Source organism: Microbulbifer okhotskensis (genome assembly GCF_023895975.1).
Classification (GTDB): Bacteria; Pseudomonadota; Gammaproteobacteria; order Pseudomonadales; family Cellvibrionaceae; genus Microbulbifer; species Microbulbifer okhotskensis.
Genome location: NZ_JALBWM010000047.1, coordinates 1 through 20,236, shown reverse-complemented (window position 1 = coordinate 20,236; position 20,236 = coordinate 1). Strand labels below are relative to the sequence as shown.

Sequence of the window (20,236 nt, the reverse complement as noted above, 5' to 3'; positions counted from 1 at the left end):
CGTGATAGCCCTCAGCGTAAACCTCAACAAAATCGCCCTGATTCGCAACTCCCGCGAAGGCAATTTCCCCCATGTGACAACCCATGGGCGCAGCTGCCTGGACGCCGGGGCTCAGGGCCTGACAGTACACCCCCGCCCGGATCAGAGACATATTCGCCCCGGCGACGTGCGCGACCTCGCAACACTGTGTGCCAACCGCGAAGGTATTGAATTCAATGTGGAGGGAAACCCCTTCGCTGCACCTGCGGGAGACTATCCCGGCCTGATGTCACTGGTGCTGGAAACCAACCCGGACCAGTGCACCTTGGTGCCCGACAGCAACGACCAACTAACTTCAGACCATGGTTTTGATCTGAAACGGGACGGAGACCGCCTGGTCCCCTTGATCGATCAACTAAAGCATGCGGGAATTAGGGTCAGTCTGTTTATGGACCCGGATCTCGATCAAATCAGTCTGGCAAAAGAGGTCGGCGCAGACCGCATCGAGCTATACACAGGTCCCTATGCCGAGGCTGTCGTCAAGCAGAGTAAAGAGCTGAACACCATTTTCTCCGCCCACTGCGCCGCAGCGGAACACGCCCACCAATTGGGGCTCGGCATCAATGCTGGACACGATCTGAACCTGGTCAATCTGCCACGCTACCGCACCCTACCGGGCCTACAAGAAGTTTCCATCGGCCACGCCTTCACCGTGGACGCCATCGGTATGGGGCTGGAAAATGCCGTCGGCGCCTACCTTAACTGCCTCGCCGGTAACTGATGGGACACCTGAATATTATTGGCGCTGGTCGGCTGGGGAGAACCCTCGGCCGACTCTGGCAGGAAGGTGGTACTTTTCAGATTCAATCCGTTTATAACCGCAGCCCGGCAAGCGCCCTGGCGGCTATTGAGTTTATCGGTGCCGGACAGGTAGCCCGGTCCATCGCATCGATGCCAAAAGCGAATTACTGGCTTATCGCTTGTACCGATAGCGAAATCGCCAATGTCGCACAACAGCTGGCGCAAACTGGGCTCGTGGACGATCAGGCTATCGTCTTTCACTGCAGCGGCGCGCTCAGCTCGGAGGTCCTCACGCCCCTCAAACCCGCCTCTGTTGCCAGCGCTCACCCGGTTCACAGCTTTGCCAAGCCCGAGTATTCGTTAGGCACTTTCGCCGGCAGCAGCGTAACGCTCGAGGGAGACAATCCAGCGGTGGAAAGACTGGCCAATATTTTTACTGCTATCGACGGTGAAACTCTCGCTATCGATCCAGAAAGCAAGTCCCTCTATCACGCAGGGTCTGTTATCGCCTCAAACTATCTCACTACCCTTATGGACTTGAGTTTGCAAAGCTTCGCCGCTGCAGGTATTGAGCGAGACAATGCCCTGCGCCTGCTGACACCGATTGTTATGCAAACCGTAGAGAACAATATGGCCCTAGGACCGGAGAAATCACTGACTGGCCCCATTGCGCGGGGCGACCTCGAAACCGTAGAGGCACAAGTTGAAAGCCTGACCGCTGTCGATGATCAACTGGCGGTCTGCTATCGCCATCTGGGTCTCGCCTGTGTAAAGTTGGCGCGACGCGGCCCGCTCTCAAAAGAGAGCGCGGCTAAATTGATCGAATTGCTGAGTGAGCCAACGCGGTGAAAGACTCCTCCGAATACCTACAAAAGAAAGCCTTTTTCGACAGCCTCCTGACCATTTACGGGCGCAAACCTGTACTCGAAGCTCTGGAGGATTTATCAGTACCCGTATACAAATTACATCTGGCGAGCAGTAACCGGCGCGACCAGTTGATCCAGCGGATGGAAGCCCTGGCGGAAAGCCGGCAGATCGAGATCGCCTATTCAGATCGCAATGAATTATCACGGATATCCAAAAATTCCCGCCAAGACCAAGGTGTTGCACTGGATTTGGCGCTGCCCCACTACGGCCGGGCCGACAAATTCTTGCAAGAAATCGCAACTCGCAGTGCCCAGAAACCTTACGAACTATTGGCTTTAGACGGCATCACCAACCCACAAAACCTCGGTATGATCGTGCGCTCGGCCTGCGCCGGCGGTGTGGATGGGATTCTTCTGCCGAAGAAAGGTTGTGCACAGATCGACCCCTTGGTGATCAAGGCCAGTACCGGCACCCTGTTTAAAACCCGCATCCTGCGTTGTGACAAGCTGGCGAACACTCTTCGGGACTTCCGCAAAGCCGGTGCACAGATATGTGGCCTTTCATCCCATGCACAAACCACCCTGAAAGAAGTGGCTGATGATACTCCCACCATTTTCGTTCTTGGTAACGAAACCCATGGTGTGAGCGATGCCGTCGCCAACCAATGTAATCAGCTGGTACGTATTCCCATGCGCAATGGCGTAGAAAGCCTGAATGTAGCCATTACCGCTGCACTGATTAGTTTCCGCCGCGAAAGCTAAATCCCACTCAGGGGGACAACGCCATATTGCCCCCCTCTTTTCCACAACCATTACCCGCCCCCGCCAAACTTATCCCGACTCTTAAAGGCCAACTTGCCCGGCAGCCCCTCTACCCACAGATTCTGTGTATATCTCTGTGAATAACCTCAAAGCGCAGCCCGACAAAGCCCGTGGCTCGGTCATTGTGACAATATGAAGAAAAAATAAACAACCACAGAAATACTCAAAAAATCAACAAGTTAGCGAAAGTATAGGAAGCTACTTAGTAGAAAGGCGCACTAACCGGAAGCTGGGAAAATAAAAAGACTCGCTGTGGAAAATGGGACGGTGAACCCAAAAAAACAAAAGAACGAGGTGCTAAACACCCCGTTCTATTTTTCGTTTATTCCCACTCAATAGTGGCGGGTGGCTTGCTGGAAACGTCGTACACCACACGGGAGATATGTTGTATCTCGTTGATAATACGACTGGAAACCTTTTCAAGCAGATCGTAAGGCAAGTGCGCCCAACGCGCCGTCATAAAGTCGACTGTTTCCACAGCGCGCAGAGCCACAACATACTCATAACGACGACCATCACCCACGACCCCTACGGATTTCACCGGCAGGAATACTACAAAAGCCTGGCTGGTTTTTTGGTACCAATCGGCGTTATGCAGCTCTTCTATAAAGATGGCATCTGCCTCTCTCAAGATGTCCGCATACTCACGCTTTACTTCACCGAGAATACGCACCCCCAGGCCTGGTCCTGGAAATGGGTGTCGGTAGACCATATCGTAGGGCAGACCCAATTCCAGTCCTATCTTGCGCACTTCATCCTTGAACAATTCGCGCAACGGCTCTACCAATTCAAACTGCATATCTTCCGGCAGTCCACCGACATTGTGGTGGGATTTTATGACATGAGCCTTACCAGTTTTTGCCGCTGCGGATTCGATCACGTCGGGATAAATAGTGCCCTGAGCCAGGAATTTTACGCCCTGTAGTCTGGAGGCCTCCCGGTCAAAGATCTCGATAAAGGTGTTGCCGATAATTTTGCGCTTCGCCTCCGGGTCGCTCTCCCCCTCCAAGCGACCGAGGAAGTCTTCCTGGGCATCTGCGCGGATCACTCGAACGCCCATATTATCGGCGAACATCTGCATCACCTGATCGCCCTCGTTTTTACGCAGGAGGCCATTGTCTACAAATACACAAGTCAGCTGATCACCAATAGCTTTGTGTAACAGCGCAGCCACTACAGAGCTATCCACACCACCGGACAACCCCAGCAGCACTTTGGACTCTCCTACTTGATCGCGCACCTTGGCGATTGAGTCCTCAATAATATTGGCTGGCGTCCACAGTTTTTCACAACCACAAATATCAATGACGAAGTGCTCGTAAATACGCATGCCCTGCAGTGTGTGCGTAACTTCCGGGTGGAACTGTACGCCGAAGAAGTTTTTCTCAGCACTGTACATACCGGCTATCGGGCAGGAATCTGTTGAGGCCAATAATTCAAAGCCATCGGGCATTCCCACGACCTTATCACCGTGGCTCATCCACACATCCAACAGGGCGCTGCCATCGTCATTGAGATGGTCCTTGATATCCCGCAACAAGTTGGACTGGCCTTCCACCTTAATCTGGGCGTAGCCAAACTCACGAACATTACTGCCCTGCACAACACCGCCGAGCTGATGCGCCATCGTCTGCATGCCGTAGCAAATACCCAGTACTGGCACGCCCAGATTGAAAACAACCTCCGGCGCACGAGGCGAGCCCTCTTCTGGGACAGATTCGGGACCGCCGGCGAGGATAATGCCCTTGGGCTGATACTCGCGGATTTCTTCTTCGCTCATATCAAAGGCGCGAATTTCAGAAAAAACGCCCAGTTCGCGCACGCGGCGGGCTATCAATTGGGTGTACTGAGACCCAAAGTCGAGAATGAGTATTCGGCTGGAGTGGATATCTTGGCTCATGACTTACTCGATAACTGGATTAAATAACGGCAAACGGACCCTGAAGGTCCGTTTGCCGCTTGTTGCGTGTGTATTTTTTTCACCGGGGAAGGTCGAAGACTTAGCGTCGGCCCACCGGATAGTTGGGGGCTTCTTTGGTGATCTGCACGTCGTGTACATGGGATTCACCCATACCTGCAGCCGTCACCCGTACAAACTCGGGACGTGTACGCATGGTATCCACGTCAGCACTACCGGTATAACCCATAGCAGAGCGCAGGCCACCCATCATTTGATGCACAATCGCAGACAGTGGGCCCTTGTAGGGTACACGTCCTTCGATACCTTCCGGCACCAGCTTTTCAGCACCTTTACTGGCATCTTGGAAATAACGGTCGGAAGAACCCTGGGTACGGGACATAGCACCGAGCGAACCCATACCGCGATAGGATTTATAAGTACGCCCCTGATAAAGCTCCACTTCACCAGGCGCTTCTTCAGTACCGGCAAACATGGAACCCATCATCACTGACGAAGCACCAGCAACAACGGCTTTGGAAATATCACCGGAGTAACGGATACCACCATCAGCAATCATTGGCACCCCAGACTCTTGCAGAGCGGTAGCAACTTCAGAGATTGCAGTGATCTGCGGCACGCCAATACCGGTTACGATACGAGTGGTACAGATAGAACCGGGACCAATACCCACTTTCACCGCATCCGCTCCAGCTTCAACCAGAGCGAGGGCAGCTTCCGCAGTGGCAATATTGCCGCCAATCACATCCACCTGAGGGTGCATTACTTTAATTCTACGCACCCGATCAATCACATTGCGGGAGTGGCCGTGGGCGGTATCCACCACCAAAACATCAACGCCCGCCTCCACCAGTGCTGCCACTCGATCATCGGTATCCGGGCTGGTGCCCACCGAAGCACCGACGCGCAGGCGACCATCGGAGTCTTTACAGGAATTCGGGTACTGCTCGGCTTTATTGAAGTCTTTAACGGTAATCAGGCCGCGCAGTTCGAAGTTGTCGTTTACCACCAACACCTTTTCGATACGGTGCTTGTGTAACAGTTCACGCACTTCGTCGGAACTCGCATCTTCATGGGCCGTTACCAAACGCTCTTTCGGCGTCATGATACTGGCGACACTGACATCCAGGTCGGTGAGGAAGCGAACGTCGCGGCTGGTAACGATGCCCACCAAATCTCCCCGGTCCATCACTGGCACTCCGGAAATATTGTGGTGGGTCGTCAACGCGATCAACTCGCGCACCGTGGCATCGGACTCAATAGTAATTGGGTCCTTGACCACGCCGGCTTCGAACTTCTTCACCGCGCGGACTTCAAGAGCCTGCTCTTCAATCGACATACTTTTATGAATTATGCCGATCCCCCCTTCCTGAGCCATAGAAATGGCCAGGCGAGCTTCCGTCACTGTATCCATGGCGGCGGATACAATAGGAATGTTCAGGGAGATATTACGGGAAAGTTGGGTTTTCAAACTAACATCCTTGGCAGTAACCTCGGAATATCCGGGCACAAGTAGGACGTCGTCAAAAGTGAGGGCTTCGCGCGCAATGCGCAGATTGGATTCAAACATGGTTGACACTCAAACCTCGAATGGGCGGGATTGGGTATCGGCGCGATTATACCCCTACGCGCCTAAAGCGCAAATAACAATTTTCGGGAAAACCGATTTGTACAGTAAAGCCCTTTACCTATAGTGGCGATACTGCAATATTGCTCCGCCCAGATTTTTTGATGAGATTCACCGATGCAACCTGTCTCCCCAAGTCAAAATGCCAATCGCAGTGTACTGACGGTAAGCGACCTGAATCGGGAAGTGAAACATCTCCTGGAAAGCAATGTACCCCTTCTTTGGATCAGCGGAGAGATTTCCAACTTCTCCGTACCCAGCTCTGGGCACTGGTATTTTAGCCTTAAAGACTCGCGAGCTCAGGTGCGTTGCGCCATGTTTCGCGGGCGCAATCGCAGTGTTGCCTTCCAACCCAAGAATGGTCGCGAGATATTAATCAGGGCCAGGGTAAGCCTCTACGAGGGGCGCGGCGAATTCCAACTGATAGTAGAACATATGGAGGAAGCAGGTTTTGGCGCTCTGATGCGTCAGCTGGAGCAGCTGAAAACAAAACTGAGTGCCGAGGGCCTGTTCGATGCGACAAAAAAACGTCCCCTGCCCTTCCTGCCTACCAATATTGGCATTGTCACCTCGCCCACCGGAGCGGCGGTAAGAGACATGATCCATGTGCTCAGCAGGCGCCACCCAGCAGCAAAGATTGAGCTGTGGCCGGTGGCTGTCCAAGGCCAGGGTGCGGCCCAACAAATAGCCGCCGCCATCGAAAAAGCCGGCCGTAGCGGCCGCCACGATCTACTCATCGTTGGCCGTGGCGGGGGCTCCCTGGAGGACTTATGGTCTTTCAACGAAGAGGTCGTTGCGCGAGCACTGGCAAACTGCCCCATCCCTACGATTTCTGCGGTGGGACACGAAACAGATACCACGGTCGCAGATTTGGCCGCAGATCTGCGTGCGCCCACCCCCTCTGCCGCGGCAGAAATTGCCAGTGCCAACGCAACAGAATTATCACAGCAACTCGAACATCAACAGCGCAGACTTCACCGCGCCATCGGAAACCAACTGAAGTATCTGCAACAACAGATACAACTGCGACGCAACCGGCTGCGCCACCCCCGCGAGCAACTTCTCAACCAGGCACAACGTCTGGACCACCTGGAAATGCGCCTGGTTGCAGCGGGCCAGCAGCAAATTCTCTCACGTAAATCCCAACTGGCCTCCACAATACGAGCGTTTGACCACTGCCAGCCTGAGCGCCGCCTCAGTGAAGGCCGCAAGCGACTCATTCAATCACAAGGGAATTTACAGCGCGCCATGCACCTGCTGCTGCAACGCCGTGGCGACAGGCTGTCCCACGGGGTGAAGTTGCTACAAAACGTCAGCCCTCTGGCGGTATTACAGCGTGGCTACGCTATTGCAATGGACTCGAACAACCAGGCTATCCGCAACACTAAAGACCTGAACGCTGACCAGGAAGTTCGTGTTCGACTGGCCAGCGGAAGCTTTAGCGCCAAGGTAACGTCTACCGAGGACTGAACTGCCGACCGGCAAATGGGAAACCAGTTGCCACAGACCTTTTAATCCCGCTTGTCCACTCACGCCCCCACAACCGCGTAAGCCGCTTGCTACTTGAGTCGGGACTCCAGAGTCCCCGCTCAGACTGACAGGCTGTGGAAAATTTCTTTCCCCGCAAGTCGCTCAAGAGGTGCTTTAACGCGACACTATAATCGGTGGGTAGAGTGTGATCGGAGCGATCTATGGGTAGTAATTATGGTGCTATCCACCTCAATCAGTTGAGTTTGATAGTGCTTTCTGTGCTGTTTCTCGCGATCACTGCGTGCACAGAAAAGAACAATGAGCCCGGTGTTGCCGAGTCCGTCACTATGTCAGCTTCTGAAGCCCCTAGTGCCAACCAGCAGAACCGAGGCTCGCCAAATGCCGTACCCGCGAAAGAGCAACTGGTTAACTACGTCGAAACTGGCGACCTGCGGGCCATTAAAAAACAGGGAACTATTCGCTTTGTTAATCTGACCGGCGCTTCCGAAAATTTACTGCCCCGTGATGGAGTGGTGAGCCTGCGACATTTTGAACTCGCCAATAAATTGGCTAAGCAGTTGAAGTTGGAGCCCAAATGGATCAAAGCGCAAACACCCGATGATGCAGTGCAAATGATCATTGATGGCGAGGCCGACGTCATCGCCTACAACCTAACGGTCACCGATGCCCGCGAAGCGCTGATCGACTTCACCGTCCCCCTTCGCCACTCACGCTTGGTACTGGTCACCGGACCGGAAGGTCCCGATATCTCCAACCCCAGTAAATTGGAAAATATTGAATTCATTATTCCCTCCGGCTCCTCAATTAAAGAAACTGCCGAACAGCTGGTAGCCGAAAACCCCAACGCTAACCTGACTATTCTTGAGGTGGATATTCACGGCAATCGCGACACCTTAATGGATGCTATTAGCGGAAAGAGTAATCGCGTCGCCATTTTAGAGGACTTTGCCGCAGAGGATTTGCTCAATTACCGAGACGACTTGAGAGTGGGTGCAGAAGTCTCGGAAGTGCAAAATATCGCCTGGGGGGTTCGCAAAACCTCTAAACGCCTTCACACCACCGTAGACAATTTCCTCACCCGTAATTTGGTCAAAGCTCAGGAAGAGCGCATTACCGACTGGAAGGGCATTAAAAAATCCGGTGTTATTCGCCTGCTCACTTATAACGGCCCCACCACCTACTTTTTGTGGAAAGGCGTATTGATGGGTTTTGACTACGACCTAGCCCAAGCCTTTGCCAATAAACACAAACTACAACTGCAGGTTATTGTTGTTCCCTATGAAGAAGATCTGGCCGACTGGCTCAGGGCCGGACGCGGTGATTTTGCCGGTGCCGAACTCAATATCACCACTGCACGCGAAGCACAGGGTATGGTATTTACCAAACCTTACGTAGAATCGTCAGATCAGGTGGTGAGCGGCAAAGGCCGCCCTCCCATCAATCAAATTCAGGATTTAAATGGGCGTAAACTCACCCTGCGCGCCTACTCTTCATTTATTGAAACCGCAAAAACCCTGAAAAATGCCGGTATCGATGTCGATATCCGGGTGGCCCCACCCGATATCTCTCAGTCGCAAATTTTCTCGTTAATTACCGATGGTCTGATTGATGCCACTATCGCACACTCCGGGCGGGCCAAAATCGAGGCCTCAGTCCAACCTGACCTCGTCACAGGAGCCCTTATTGGCGACCCGCGCCCGCAGGGATGGATGGTTTTACAACAGAACTGGCACCTACTGAAAAACTTAAATAAATTCCTGCAAAATTACAGAAAAACGGGCCAATATCAAAAACAATACCAAGCGTATTTCGAGCCCAACAAACGATTTATGCAGCGCGTCAGCTCGCGGGTAATACCGGGGGAAAACCTGTCGCCCTACGATGAATTGGTGCAGGAATCCGCGTTTAAGTACGATTTTGATTGGCGTATGATCGTCGCACAGATGTGGCAGGAAAGTAATTTTAACCCCAAAGCCGAATCACCCGTGGGAGCCCAGGGGCTTATGCAGGTGATGCCAGCTACTGCAGAAGAAATGGGGTTTCCACCACCGCTGTTTGAACCCGAGCGATCCATTAAAGCTGGTGTGAAATATATGGACTGGGTGCGCGACAGATTTAACCCAGCACTGCCAACGGTCAATAGGCTCTGGTTTACCCTCGCATCCTACAACGCCGGTTACGGACACTTACTCGATGCACAGCGCCTGGCGGAGCAATTGGGCCTGGACCCCAACGTGTGGTTCGACAACGTGGAAGTAGCAATGCTGAAACTGGCCCAGCCCCAGTATTTCAAACGGGCCCGTTACGGATACGTGAGGGGCTCAGAGCCGGTGCAGTATGTACGCAACATCAGCAACCTCTACAAAGCTTATGTCGAGATGATGAGCGATGACGTCACCCTGCGCCCTCCCCTACGTCCAATACCGGCAAAAACCTACTGTGCTCCAGGAGATGTACCCGAAGGATTCAATCAACGAGCCCCCAGGTACTCCTCCCCTTAGGTACTCGCCGTAAAAATCCAACGGAGCCTATAGTAAACCCTAGATTTACACAGTGAGAATTACCTTGCCAACGATCGTCCCTGACTCGAGCAGTTTATGGGCCTCTACCACTTGCTCCAGAGGGAATTTGGCAGCTATTTGAGGGCGAATTTTACCGGCCTCAATCAGTGGCCAAACTTCTCTCTGCAACGCCGTGGCAATTCCAGCTTTAACCTCTGCTGAGCGCGCTCGCAACGTTGAGCCTGTCAGCGTTAAACGCTTCAACATAACCGGCATCATATTGATTTCTACATTAGCTCCCGCCAAATAGGCAATATTCACAATTCGCCCATCATGCGCGGCTGCCCGAATATTGCTGCTGATATAACTACCACCCACCATATCGAGAATAACATCAGCACCGTGACCCGCAGTCGCCTCGCGAACAATCGACACAAAGTCTTCTTCACGATAATTAATTGCCCTCTCCGCCCCCAATTCCTCACAGGCCGCGCACTTCTCCGCGGTGCCCGCCGTCGTAAAAACCCGAACACCGAAATTATGGGCCAACTGGATCGCCGTGGTGCCAATACCGGAAGAACCACCGTGAACTAGAATAATTTCGCCGCGCTTTAAGTGCGCGCGTTCAAACACATTGGCCCACACAGTGAAAAAAGTTTCCGGTAGAGCGGCTGCCTCTTCCATAGAAAGACCCACGGGTATGGATAGGCACTGCTCCTCAGGAGCCACTGTGAACTCTGCATAGCCTCCGCCATTAGTCAGCGCACAAACCTGATCCCCCACATTCCACCGCTTTACTTTTTCCCCAATTGCTACAATTTCGCCGGCAACTTCCAGACCCAGTACCGGAGAAGCGCCCGGCGGCGGCGGATAATACCCTTGCCGCTGCACAATATCCGGACGGTTGACGCCGGCGGCACTTACGCGAATAAGCACCTCATCCAGGGCCGGTTCCGGCTTATCCATGTTCTGCAACCGCATCACTTGCGGGTCACCAAAAGTGGGCAAATCGATAAATCGCATCGCCTTATCCCTCTGAAATACCAAATAGATCGAACGTGATTACAGCGAGTGTACCAAAAACCTCCAACAAAATTTTCCGCAGGAAAAACCTATATCGTGAAAACAAATATGGCCAGGGCTCCCCTTCATCACATGAGTCTACTGTGAATTGAAAGAAAAGCACCTGGCCATAATGGAGAGTCTGGGAGCCGAAGCTTTTAAACTTCAGACCACCATTTAGAAAGTGTCATTAAAGCTCGTAAATAACCTCGACGCCCATGATGCGGCCTTTATTCAATGGCGTAAAGCTGGCACCAATGCCACCGAGGTTTACCGGCAGCTGCGTATCGTTGCCTTCGGTAACTTCGTCGAGCATATTTTTACCGAACAGAGAAACCGTGTATTGGCCAGAGTCGGAAGTGAAGCCAATGCTGAAATCCAGCATCTCCACTTCAGATAACATACCCTCGTTATCATCGGTGTAAGGTGCTTCATCGCGATGGTTAAAGTTGACTCGAGACGTCAGGGTTCCGTAAGAGCCCAATGAAAGGTCGTGAACTAACCCTATACCGTAAGTCCAGGGAGCCAGGCGGGGGATTTCTAGCCCCAGATCCACACTGTCGACAACGCCATCACCATTCAAGTCCCCAAGCAACTTATCGTAATCGCCATCGACATAACCGACATTGAAGGTAAATAGCAGATTCTCGCTCAGTGCTGCCATTGCTTCCAATTCAGCGCCGCGAATAGTCGCATCGGCGGTGTTGCGAATTATCTGCGCCACCCCGGTCACCGCATCAGGGAGGTTCTCCTCGCGTTGCATATCATCGATGCTGTTATGGAATACCGCCATATTGGTACGCAGGCGTCCATCAAGCCAATCTACCTTGGCGCCAACCTCGAAACTGCTTTGCTCTTCCTGGTCTGTCGCTTGGGGGGTATAGGGCATGCTCGTAGCTGGGTCTATACCCGCATTGCGGAAGTTATAACCCCCGCTACGGAATCCTTTGGTCCAGAAGGTGTATAGCTGGAGGTCATCAGAGACGGTCCACTGCAAGCCGGCTTTCGGGGTAAAAGCATTCCAGCTTTCACTATCTTCAAAGTCGTAGGCCGCGCATCCATCCAAAGTGCACAGATTTAGGGGGATCGAAGCTATCTTGGCGTCCTTTTCCTCGCTAGAGTAACGCCCGCCAAGTGTCAGCACCCAGGCCTCGTTCAGATCAATATCAGCTTGTGCAAAAACACCGTAAGTACTGTGATCCTGCTCACCACCACCCGTCCAGTCGATTAAACCACCGGCCAACAAACGGTTCTCCAGGTAGCTCACATCCTGGGAAAACCAGTAAGCACCTGTAGTCAATGCTGTGCGACCAAAGCGACCGGCATAGCGCAACTCATTGCTGAGCTGGCTTTGCTCTACGGCGGAATCCGCATGGAAACCTACAATAGGTAGTGAGTCGATATCCCCTAAACCGCGCGCCTCATACTCACGCCAGGCTAGGATATTGGTGATGGTGCCATCACCAAATTCAATGTCTTTATTGAATTCAGTAATTATCTGGCTCCACTCATCTTTTTGGTAACCCTCTTCATCTTGAGCTACCTCGAAGGAATCTTCACTGTTATCCCAATCCAAGATACCCATTGCCTCGGCAATTTGTGTGGCACTGGGATAACCAATGTAAGTGTCTCCAACCGGGATAACATAAGCTTCGTTACCACGGTTTTGGGCAACAACCCCATCGGAGTCCATGCGCCCGTGTTCCATGCGCACAATAAGCTCAGAAGTTTCATTTAACTGGATACTGAAACTTGGACGCACGAACCAGCTGTCTGAAGCGCCGGCATTGTCATTGCCGGTGGCCACATTTTCAAACCAGCCCCGATCATCGTTGTAGTAAACCGTCAGGCGACCGTTTACTGTATCGGAAATTGCGCCATTAATTGAGCCTGCCGCAACCATGTCCAGATTATCGGTTGTCGAAAATTTGAAACGGCTGGAAAACTCTTCAGAGGGGCGAGCAGTTTTAACAACTACAGCACCACCGGTGACATTTCGGCCAAACAACAGACCCTGTGGTCCACGAAGAACTTCAATACCTTCGAGGTCAAATAGATCTGTTACCACACCTGCATTGACACCCAGGTACATGCCATCCACAAAAACGCCAACCGTCGGGTCAATAGATGGAATGGAACTGTTCACTCCGAGGCCGCGCACCGTGAAGTTTGCAGTATTTTTTACGGTGCCTACATCCTCCAATTGGACATTAGGCATTTTGAAAGAAAGGCTTTGTAAATCTCTGGTTTGCAGTGCCTCCAGCTGGTCTCCGGAATAGGCGGTAGCCGCTACCGGTACGTCCTGAAGTAATTCTGCGTCTGCACGCTTACGGGCAGTAACTTGTACTTCCTCCATAAGCGTGCCGACTGCTCCCTCTGCGGCAAAGCTGGGGCTGACACCACTGGCTAACCAAAGCGTTGCTACGGAACAGGCGGAAAGCAGAGCGGAATGCTGCTTGGGTTTTGACGGACTTCCCATGTTTTCTCTCCATTGTTTTATTTTTTTTATGTACAACAACGGACTCATCGCAATCGGTACCTCTTGGCTTCACCGCTCTACCCTCTAAAAAGAGATTCCGACTTAGTGAAGCTCCGATTCAAGACCGTGCTGATAAAGAGGCACAGATTTCAAATTGAATCTGTGACAAGAACAGGTTACAGGCTACCAACCGTGTGTGGAAGTCTATTTATCGTAAATGTCTGTAAAAATAACTCAATTAGCCTGGAAAGTTCGCTCAACTTGAGGGAAAAAAATTACATAAGTTTTAACGAATAAAATTTTGCACTGTTTGGGGGCGCCACCACTCACGCCCCACCCTATTTAAAAATTGATTGCTTTTGAAAATGCCAATGACATTTTTTACCTAAACACCAGGAAAAGCCGAACCATTTCACCTAATCATTAAATAGCTTGTCACTAAGACTTCTACAAGGCTCCGCTACTCCATAAGCCCACCCTATAAAGGACAATATTCCACGCCCTGAATACTCACTAAATTGGCACAGCTGAACACAGGGTGTTTGACCGATCGGTCTATCTCGAAATAGCTCTTAATAATAATTTGGCAATCAATCCTCAATAGCAGTCGCGTCATCGCCACGGGTATCGGCATGCAAAAGTATTTCATTAATCTGCAGGGCCTCAAGAGTTTCCTTTTCCAAAAGCGCTCTGGCCAATACATCAAGTTTTTTGCGATTTTTTGTGAGCAACTTTTCTACTTTTTTCTCGATACCACTAATTAAGGCGATGATCTCATCATCAATAATCTCCGAAGTGTGCTCACTGAAATCTTTTTGCTGAGCCATTTCACGTCCTAAAAAAATATGCTCCTCCCCTCGACGGAAGGCGACGGGGCCCAATTTCTCACTCATTCCCCAGTGGGTGACCATATGGCGAGCCAAACCCGTAGCCTGCTTCAGGTCAGCCTCAGCACCAGTGCTGACTTCCTTGAAAACAACCCGCTCAGCAACTCGCCCGCCCAACATTACCCCAATACGATCACGCAGATAACTGACCTGCATACTGTGATGCTCTTCGATAGGAATCTGCTCCGTGGCCCCCAAGCTTTGCCCCCTGGGAATTATAGTCGCCTTCTCCAGCGGGTCGGCGTGCGGTAACAACGTCGCCACTAGAGCATGTCCCGCCTCGTGGTAGGCAATAATCTCCCTGTCTTCTTCGCCGATCACCATCTCCCGCTCGCTGCCGAGAACTACTTTGTCACGAGCCCGCAACAGACAGTCCATGTCAACGGCCGATCTATCCTCCCGGCCAGCCAAAAGGGCCGCTTCGTTAATCAGGTTTTCAAGGTCGGCGCCCGCAAAACCGGCCGTTAGCGCTGCAAGCCGCTGCAGGTCCACCTTTCCATGTAAAGGCACATCCCGAGAGTGGATTTCCAAAATCTCTCTGCGAGCGGCTTTGTCAGGCAAGTCCAGGGTTATTTTTCGATCAAAGCGTCCCGGACGCATCAGGGCCGCATCGAGCACATCCGGTCGATTGGTTGCAGCCACCACGACCACGGCTTCCTGGGGATCGAAACCATCCATTTCTCCCAGTATCTGGTTTAGCGTCTGCTCTCTTTCATCGTGGCCACCTCCAACTCCGGCTCCCCGAGCACGGCCAACCGAGTCAATTTCATCGATAAAAATAATTGAGGGGGCATCCTTCTTGGCTTCGGAAAACATATCCCGTACTCGCGAAGCACCGACACCCACGAACATCTCGATAAACTCAGAACCGCTGATACTAAAAAACGGAGCCTCACTCTCGCCGGCCAACGCTTTAGCCATCAGGGTTTTTCCGGTGCCTGGAGGCCCCATCAACAGAATCCCACGGGGAATCTTGGCCCCCAACTTACGGTAGTGCCCCGGATTCTTTAGATAGCCAGCCACTTCCTGCAGGTCTTTCTTGGCGTTGGCTAATCCGGCCACATCATCAAAAGTCACTTGGGACTCACTGCGCTCAAAGCGCTTTGCTGGCGAACGGGCAAAGCCAAATGGACTGCCGGCAGCACCGCTAGCCATCTTTTCCTGCATCCGCCGCCCCATCCAGACTAATAAACCAATAATCAATATCCAGGGCAGTAATAGAATCAGCATACGCTGCAAGAAACCGCCGCCGGGTGACTCAGCCAAGATCTCTACTTTTTGCTTCTCCAGTAAAGGCAGTAACTCCGGGTCTTGAACCGATGGCAAAATGGTAGTGAATCGTTCTGGGGGTGTTTTTTTGCTCTCTTTATTTGCCGTTGCCTTTCCCTCTCCCAATTGACCGAGCTCAGCTCTAAAGGTACCCGTAACCCTGTCACCCTCAATCACAACACTCGCCACTTTGCCCGCTGCCACTTCCTGCTTAAAACTGCTATAGGCCAGCTCGGTCGGCTTTCCTGGAAGCTGCCCATTAGTACAGTACTGAACAGTCACAACCAGCAGGGAAACCCACAGAAAGTACTGCAACCAACTCAGCGGCCCCTTCTGCAGCGGTTTTCCCGGCAATGGCGAAAGAGGCTCCTCTTGCGGCAGCTTTTGCTCTTGATCCTGCTCATCCGCCATAGTTTCTCGCTGTGTTTGGGGAAAGCCGCTGCCCGGCCGACAAGCCAGCCCCGCTATGGGAAGATGTGAGTCATCGCGACCCCCTCAGCTATCCAGTATAGTTCGCCGCCATTCGCCTCTTATGCCGGTTTGCTCCCTGACTTTTCACACAACAAAAGTCCATCATGAATAAATAGCGCTATTTTTAAATCTAGGGCTTGTAAACTTGCCCCAGGCGCGGCAGAATTCGCGCCCTGTCGAGCCGGGCAAATTGCTCTCAGAGTTGCCCAGAAGTTCGATAAGTTGCGGATTTTTAAGGGTTTTTCCCAAAAAGAGGTTGACGGTAATAAATCAACTCTCTATAGTTCGCAGCCATAACGACGCGCTCGTAGCTCAGCTGGATAGAGTACCTGGCTACGAACCAGGCGGTCGGAGGTTCGAATCCTCCCGAGCGCGCCATACAAGAAGAGCCTATATCGCAAGATATAGGCTCTTTTTCTTTGCCCGATACCTACTTCCTCACAAATCAGCCGCTGCATTTACAGCCAGTAACAAAGCGAATGAAGTAAGGCCGGAATGCTAGAACTGGTTTATCGACAGATATCCTGTTTTTGCATTACATCGTATTTTTTCAGTAGCGCTTTGTAGCGGCCACTGCTGCATAGCTCCGCCAGTCCACGATTAAAGTCGTCCCGTACTTTTCGATCACGAAAGCCCACGCGGAAATCTGTCAGCAGCGGAAAAACCTGAAATAGATCCACCTGCGCCATGGTGTGACCCATTTTATTGCTGTAGTACTTAAACAGCGCCATATCCACTACAGCGACGGCATTTGGCATCTTCCAGAATTGGGCAACCAGATCTCGAGCCGTTTGCGCCTGCATCAGGTTCTGCCGTTGAGGGCCGTTCGGGCCAAACATTTTTTTGAATTCAGGCCCAAAGTATTGTGGGGCCCCCTGCCAAGTGACGATCTTTTTGCCGGCAAGATCTGCAATACTGCCAATTTTTACCCCAGCACCCGCTTTGGCAATCGCATAATTGGCAAAGCTGATCATATCGTTGGAATAAAACAGGCCGTCATCCTTTTTTTTCATCACATTGACTGCCGCCTGGACCATGCCCTGCTTAAGTGCCGGAGCTGTTTCTGCAAACCCCATCTGTACAAACTCCAACGCATAGCCCGGTAGCGATTGCCGAACGATATCCACCTCCAGCCCGCTGGTTGCCCCGTCGATCACATAAGGGGGTGCATCCCCGGCGATCGCCACTCTTAGCGGCGTGCCGCCCGACTGGGCCAACACCTGAACACAAACCCCGAACATTAAAACAAGCAAGGCCATCAGCAAACGCATAAGTCTCTCCACAGTGACAGGGAAATCACCCAGACGCTCTAAGTGTTGACAGGCAACCACCATTTATCAAGCGGCCTTAGGCTGCAACCTAACCAGCCCAAGGCCTTGAATTTGGCATCAAGCCCCCCATTCTCAAACAAGGCGTACCAAAATTTTGGGGATTTACAGTCAAGCTCTCCAATATTTTGATTTCTTTCGTGAGTCATTGCAGTTGGCGGTGCAATACAACCCCAACCAATGAAATGCTATCGGCATTACGTAGATGACTAAAAATGCGGGTATTCTGATAAAGAATGAGACAACCCGGCATCAATTAGAGACGCGCAAGAACCCGAAGGTCGTTAATCAATTATTAAGCCCTGACTGTAGAGAAGCTGGCAAACCCGCCCGCAGATTTGACTTAAAAAAAGAAAATTATGCAGCAGGAGGGTAATACTGACCGGGAAGATCACAGTCAAAACGATGAGTGCCCTCACCTCTCAGAATCTGTAAGTATGCTGCTTTATGAATCTGAACAGCGAATCGACCGAGGAGACTACATCGGGCTTTACAAGCGATTTTCCATCTGGGTACATACCAGTAAATGAAATACCATCAGGGTAGTCTTGGTGAGGAATATGAATTGAAAGACAATATTTCAAGTGGACAATCGGCGCTGAAATCGTGAGTGCATTTATCGCTATTATTCTGCTGGCGCTGACCATTTGGCTCGTGCCACATTTCTATCATCGCTGGCGTATTAGCTACCTCCGCTCGCAAGCGCTAAACAGAGAGCAATTGCAATTACTGCAAGAAACGCTACCGCTATATCATCACTTAAATGCGAACCAACAGCAGGAGCTTCGCGGCAATATTGCCCTTTTTTTGCACGATAAAGAATTTGTTGGCTGCGATGGCCTACAGGTCAACGAACGGATGAAAGTAGTCATTGCCGCACACGCATGCCTGTTACTACTCGGGCGTAAGAATGAATGCTACCCCAACCTATACAGCCTGCTGCTCTACCCCAACACCTATGTGGCCCACGAAATTCGCAGAGAGGGATATATAGAAACAGCCAGGCCCAGTGCGCGAGCGGGGGAGGCCCACTACCGTGGCCCAGTGGTCCTCTCCTGGGGAGATTTAGAGGGCAATCTGCAATCCCCCGAACAGGGCCACAATGTCGCCCTACATGAGTTTGCCCACAAAGTCGATGAGGAAGATGGCTACTTTGACGGGCGCCCACTATTCGAAAGTACCGAAGAGGGCGCCACCTGGGCTGCGGTAATGAGCCGGGAATTTCGTCGCCTAAGACAAAGAGCGGAATTTGGCGAGTTTCCTGGCGCAAGCCCTTCTGTACTGGATTTATACGGAGCTCAATCTCCCGCCGAGTTCTTTGCTGTGGCGACCGAAAGCTTCTACATGATCCCAATCGCGACGCGCACCTTACACCCGGAACTCTATAAAGAGTTGAGCCATTTTTATCGCCTGGACCCAGCCGCACTCATTAACGCAAGCAGTAACACTGCTTAAACGCTCTTGAACCAGTGACAGGCTGCCCACCGCTATTTCTCCTGCTGCTATGCTTGATTCGATCAGCAGCGGAGTTGGAATAATGGTCAATATGCAACTAGTAGGCATTGGATTTTTCGGACTGATCATTCTTCTCACCGCGACTCAAGGCGCAACAGCGGACGTTGCGACCAACCAACAAGCTGCAAAAACCTTGATCCAACGCCTTGAACAACAATATCTCAACAACGCTTCCCCAGCGTTTGTGCAACAGCTAGAAAAGAACACATTACCGGACTCAAAGCTTCAAGCCTTTGCGATGGAGCAGCGCCTGATTAACCTTTCGGACTTAAGAAGTAGCGCACTATCACTACACCGCTTTGGTGGTATACCCGGCAAAAACACAAGGGCGTTTTTTATTGGAATAACGATTGCAGAGATCCAGGCCAGCAAACAAATGCCCATCCTCCTTCAAGCATTGGGCATTTCCCCAGAACAAATCGCCCAATACCAACCGCTTGCGAGCGCACAGGCCTACCCAGCCTATACTGCCTGGCTAGCCAACTACGCCCAACCAGCTGAAATTGCTGCCGCGCTGCTTATCAACTTTCAAAGCTTTGGAAAAAATACCACGCGGGTGGCAAAAGCACTTAGACAGTACAAAAAATTATCAAACAAGCAACTCAGCTATCTGATGGCTTTTACACAGCTACCGAACGGATTCAGACAGCAAGCCACCGAGATAATCGCGAAAGGACTGGCATCGGGCATTCGAGAATCCGATATTGAAATCCGAGTACGGCTCATCCAAGCCTACGAACGGGAATTCTGGCAGGCATTTGAAACCAGCGAAAACCCCGATCAGGATACAAACTAATTCAAGTATCCCCCAGCTGTCTATTACTGCAAAAAAAACCACATCGCAAGAATTATCAATCCTCTTTCGATTGAAATTCACCTATATAGTGTATCCAACGCTTCACACCCTCCAGGAACCACAGTAATAACTGCATTTCTTACTCTTTAAAGTGGGAACTACTCTTCTACCTTCAACCGAAAAAAAGTTCCCCACCTTTAAAATGGCTGTGGATAATAATGCAGATATCGGACTTGGCATAGGGAACCGTAAAGATGAGTGAATACGCAGAGTTCAAAGATAAGAATTTCAAACTTTTGGTATTGGAAAAATTAATATATCACTACAAGGTAATACAGCCTGAATTCGATATATTTCGATTTTCAGCTAATCAACACTTCGGACAGTTTCATGCAGCTATAGCCCCATAGTCACTGTACCGCTC

14 protein-coding genes and 1 tRNA gene are annotated in these 20,236 nt (G+C 51.5%); 9 read left to right on the top strand and 6 right to left on the bottom strand.

Features of this window, described 5'->3' with window-relative positions:
* Position 1 precedes the first annotated feature (1 nt).
* The 3 genes from MO867_RS11935 to rlmB are packed head-to-tail and all read left to right on the top strand — an operon-like array spanning position 2 to position 2,408.
* Positions 2-760 carry a pyridoxine 5'-phosphate synthase gene (locus MO867_RS11935; protein WP_252467305.1) on the top strand — a complete coding sequence of 253 codons (759 nt, stop codon included), beginning with the start codon at positions 2-4 and terminating at the stop codon, positions 758-760.
* Positions 760-1,629 carry a Rossmann-like and DUF2520 domain-containing protein gene (locus MO867_RS11930; RefSeq protein WP_252467293.1) on the top strand — a complete coding sequence of 290 codons (870 nt, stop codon included), beginning with the start codon at positions 760-762 and terminating at the stop codon, positions 1,627-1,629. The genes MO867_RS11935 and MO867_RS11930 overlap by 1 nt, the downstream gene beginning before the upstream one ends.
* Positions 1,626-2,408, top strand: coding sequence for a 23S rRNA (guanosine(2251)-2'-O)-methyltransferase RlmB (gene rlmB, locus MO867_RS11925; RefSeq protein WP_252467291.1), 783 nt, complete (start codon positions 1,626-1,628; stop codon positions 2,406-2,408). The genes MO867_RS11930 and rlmB overlap by 4 nt, the downstream gene beginning before the upstream one ends.
* 382 nt (positions 2,409-2,790) lie before the next feature.
* Here rlmB and guaA read toward each other — a convergent pair whose 3' ends face one another.
* Both guaA and guaB read right to left on the bottom strand, forming a co-directional pair.
* Complete coding sequence (guaA, locus tag MO867_RS11920) at positions 2,791-4,368, bottom strand: glutamine-hydrolyzing GMP synthase (RefSeq protein ID WP_252467270.1); 1,578 nt, start codon at positions 4,366-4,368, stop codon at positions 2,791-2,793.
* Positions 4,369-4,468: 100 nt separating this feature from the next.
* Positions 4,469-5,956, bottom strand: coding sequence for an IMP dehydrogenase (gene guaB / locus MO867_RS11915; protein ID WP_252467268.1), 1,488 nt, complete (start codon positions 5,954-5,956; stop codon positions 4,469-4,471).
* A gap of 174 nt (positions 5,957-6,130) precedes the next feature.
* Here guaB and xseA point away from each other — a divergent pair, with 174 nt between their 5' ends.
* Both xseA and MO867_RS11905 read left to right on the top strand, forming a co-directional pair.
* Positions 6,131-7,483, top strand: coding sequence for an exodeoxyribonuclease VII large subunit (gene xseA, locus MO867_RS11910; protein WP_252467256.1), 1,353 nt, complete (start codon positions 6,131-6,133; stop codon positions 7,481-7,483).
* 221 nt (positions 7,484-7,704) lie between these two features.
* Positions 7,705-10,005 (top strand): transporter substrate-binding domain-containing protein, encoded by a 2,301-nt coding sequence (locus MO867_RS11905; protein WP_252467242.1) that lies wholly within the window; start codon positions 7,705-7,707, stop codon positions 10,003-10,005.
* 45 nt (positions 10,006-10,050) lie between these two features.
* Here the strand turns inward: MO867_RS11905 and MO867_RS11900 are convergent, their stop codons facing one another.
* The 3 genes from MO867_RS11900 to ftsH all read right to left on the bottom strand — a co-directional run bounded on the left by MO867_RS11900 (position 10,051) and on the right by ftsH (position 16,113).
* Positions 10,051-11,028: an NAD(P)H-quinone oxidoreductase gene (locus MO867_RS11900; protein ID WP_252467229.1), complete on the bottom strand. Its 978-nt coding sequence runs from the start codon at positions 11,026-11,028 to the stop codon at positions 10,051-10,053.
* 229 nt (positions 11,029-11,257) lie between these two features.
* Entirely contained in the window at positions 11,258-13,546 is a 2,289-nt protein-coding gene (locus MO867_RS11895; protein WP_252467227.1) for a TonB-dependent receptor, read from the bottom strand.
* A gap of 590 nt (positions 13,547-14,136) precedes the next feature.
* Positions 14,137-16,113, bottom strand: coding sequence for an ATP-dependent zinc metalloprotease FtsH (gene ftsH / locus MO867_RS11890; protein WP_252467217.1), 1,977 nt, complete (start codon positions 16,111-16,113; stop codon positions 14,137-14,139).
* 361 nt (positions 16,114-16,474) lie between these two features.
* Here ftsH and MO867_RS11885 point away from each other — a divergent pair.
* Positions 16,475-16,551, top strand: a tRNA-Arg gene (locus MO867_RS11885).
* Positions 16,552-16,682: 131 nt separating this feature from the next.
* Here MO867_RS11885 and MO867_RS11880 read toward each other — a convergent pair.
* Positions 16,683-17,444 (bottom strand): substrate-binding periplasmic protein, encoded by a 762-nt coding sequence (locus tag MO867_RS11880; RefSeq protein ID WP_252467214.1) that lies wholly within the window; start codon positions 17,442-17,444, stop codon positions 16,683-16,685.
* Positions 17,445-18,107: 663 nt separating this feature from the next.
* On the opposite strand from MO867_RS11880, the gene MO867_RS11875 reads away from it, so the two are divergent.
* The 3 genes from MO867_RS11875 (at position 18,108) to MO867_RS23980 (ending at position 20,222) form a co-directional block, all read left to right on the top strand.
* Positions 18,108-18,956, top strand: coding sequence for a M90 family metallopeptidase (locus MO867_RS11875; protein ID WP_252467213.1), 849 nt, complete (start codon positions 18,108-18,110; stop codon positions 18,954-18,956).
* 82 nt (positions 18,957-19,038) lie between these two features.
* Positions 19,039-19,812, top strand: a complete 774-nt coding sequence (locus MO867_RS11870) for a thiaminase II/PqqC family protein (protein ID WP_252467211.1) — start codon at positions 19,039-19,041, stop codon at positions 19,810-19,812.
* A 254-nt stretch (positions 19,813-20,066) separates the two neighbouring features.
* On the top strand, positions 20,067-20,222 hold the full coding sequence (locus MO867_RS23980) for a DUF6892 domain-containing protein (RefSeq protein WP_373565885.1): 156 nt from the start codon (positions 20,067-20,069) through the stop codon (positions 20,220-20,222).
* Positions 20,223-20,236 lie beyond the last annotated feature (14 nt).

Bases quoted from the DNA above. Each gene is read 5' to 3' on its own strand.
- MO867_RS11930 (WP_252467293.1), top strand. From the start codon at position 760: ATGGGACACCTGAATATTATTGGCGCTGGTCGGCTGGGGAGAACCCTC.
- guaA (WP_252467270.1), bottom strand. From the start codon at position 4,368: ATGAGCCAAGATATCCACTCCAGCCGAATACTCATTCTCGACTTTGGG.
- guaB (WP_252467268.1), bottom strand. From the start codon at position 5,956: ATGTTTGAATCCAATCTGCGCATTGCGCGCGAAGCCCTCACTTTTGAC.
- xseA (WP_252467256.1), top strand. From the start codon at position 6,131: ATGCAACCTGTCTCCCCAAGTCAAAATGCCAATCGCAGTGTACTGACG.
- MO867_RS11905 (WP_252467242.1), top strand. From the start codon at position 7,705: ATGGGTAGTAATTATGGTGCTATCCACCTCAATCAGTTGAGTTTGATA.
- MO867_RS11900 (WP_252467229.1), bottom strand. From the start codon at position 11,028: ATGCGATTTATCGATTTGCCCACTTTTGGTGACCCGCAAGTGATGCGG.
- MO867_RS11895 (WP_252467227.1), bottom strand. From the start codon at position 13,546: ATGGGAAGTCCGTCAAAACCCAAGCAGCATTCCGCTCTGCTTTCCGCC.
- ftsH (WP_252467217.1), bottom strand. From the start codon at position 16,113: ATGGCGGATGAGCAGGATCAAGAGCAAAAGCTGCCGCAAGAGGAGCCT.
- MO867_RS11880 (WP_252467214.1), bottom strand. From the start codon at position 17,444: ATGCGTTTGCTGATGGCCTTGCTTGTTTTAATGTTCGGGGTTTGTGTT.
- MO867_RS11870 (WP_252467211.1), top strand. From the start codon at position 19,039: ATGGTCAATATGCAACTAGTAGGCATTGGATTTTTCGGACTGATCATT.
- MO867_RS23980 (WP_373565885.1), top strand. From the start codon at position 20,067: ATGAGTGAATACGCAGAGTTCAAAGATAAGAATTTCAAACTTTTGGTA.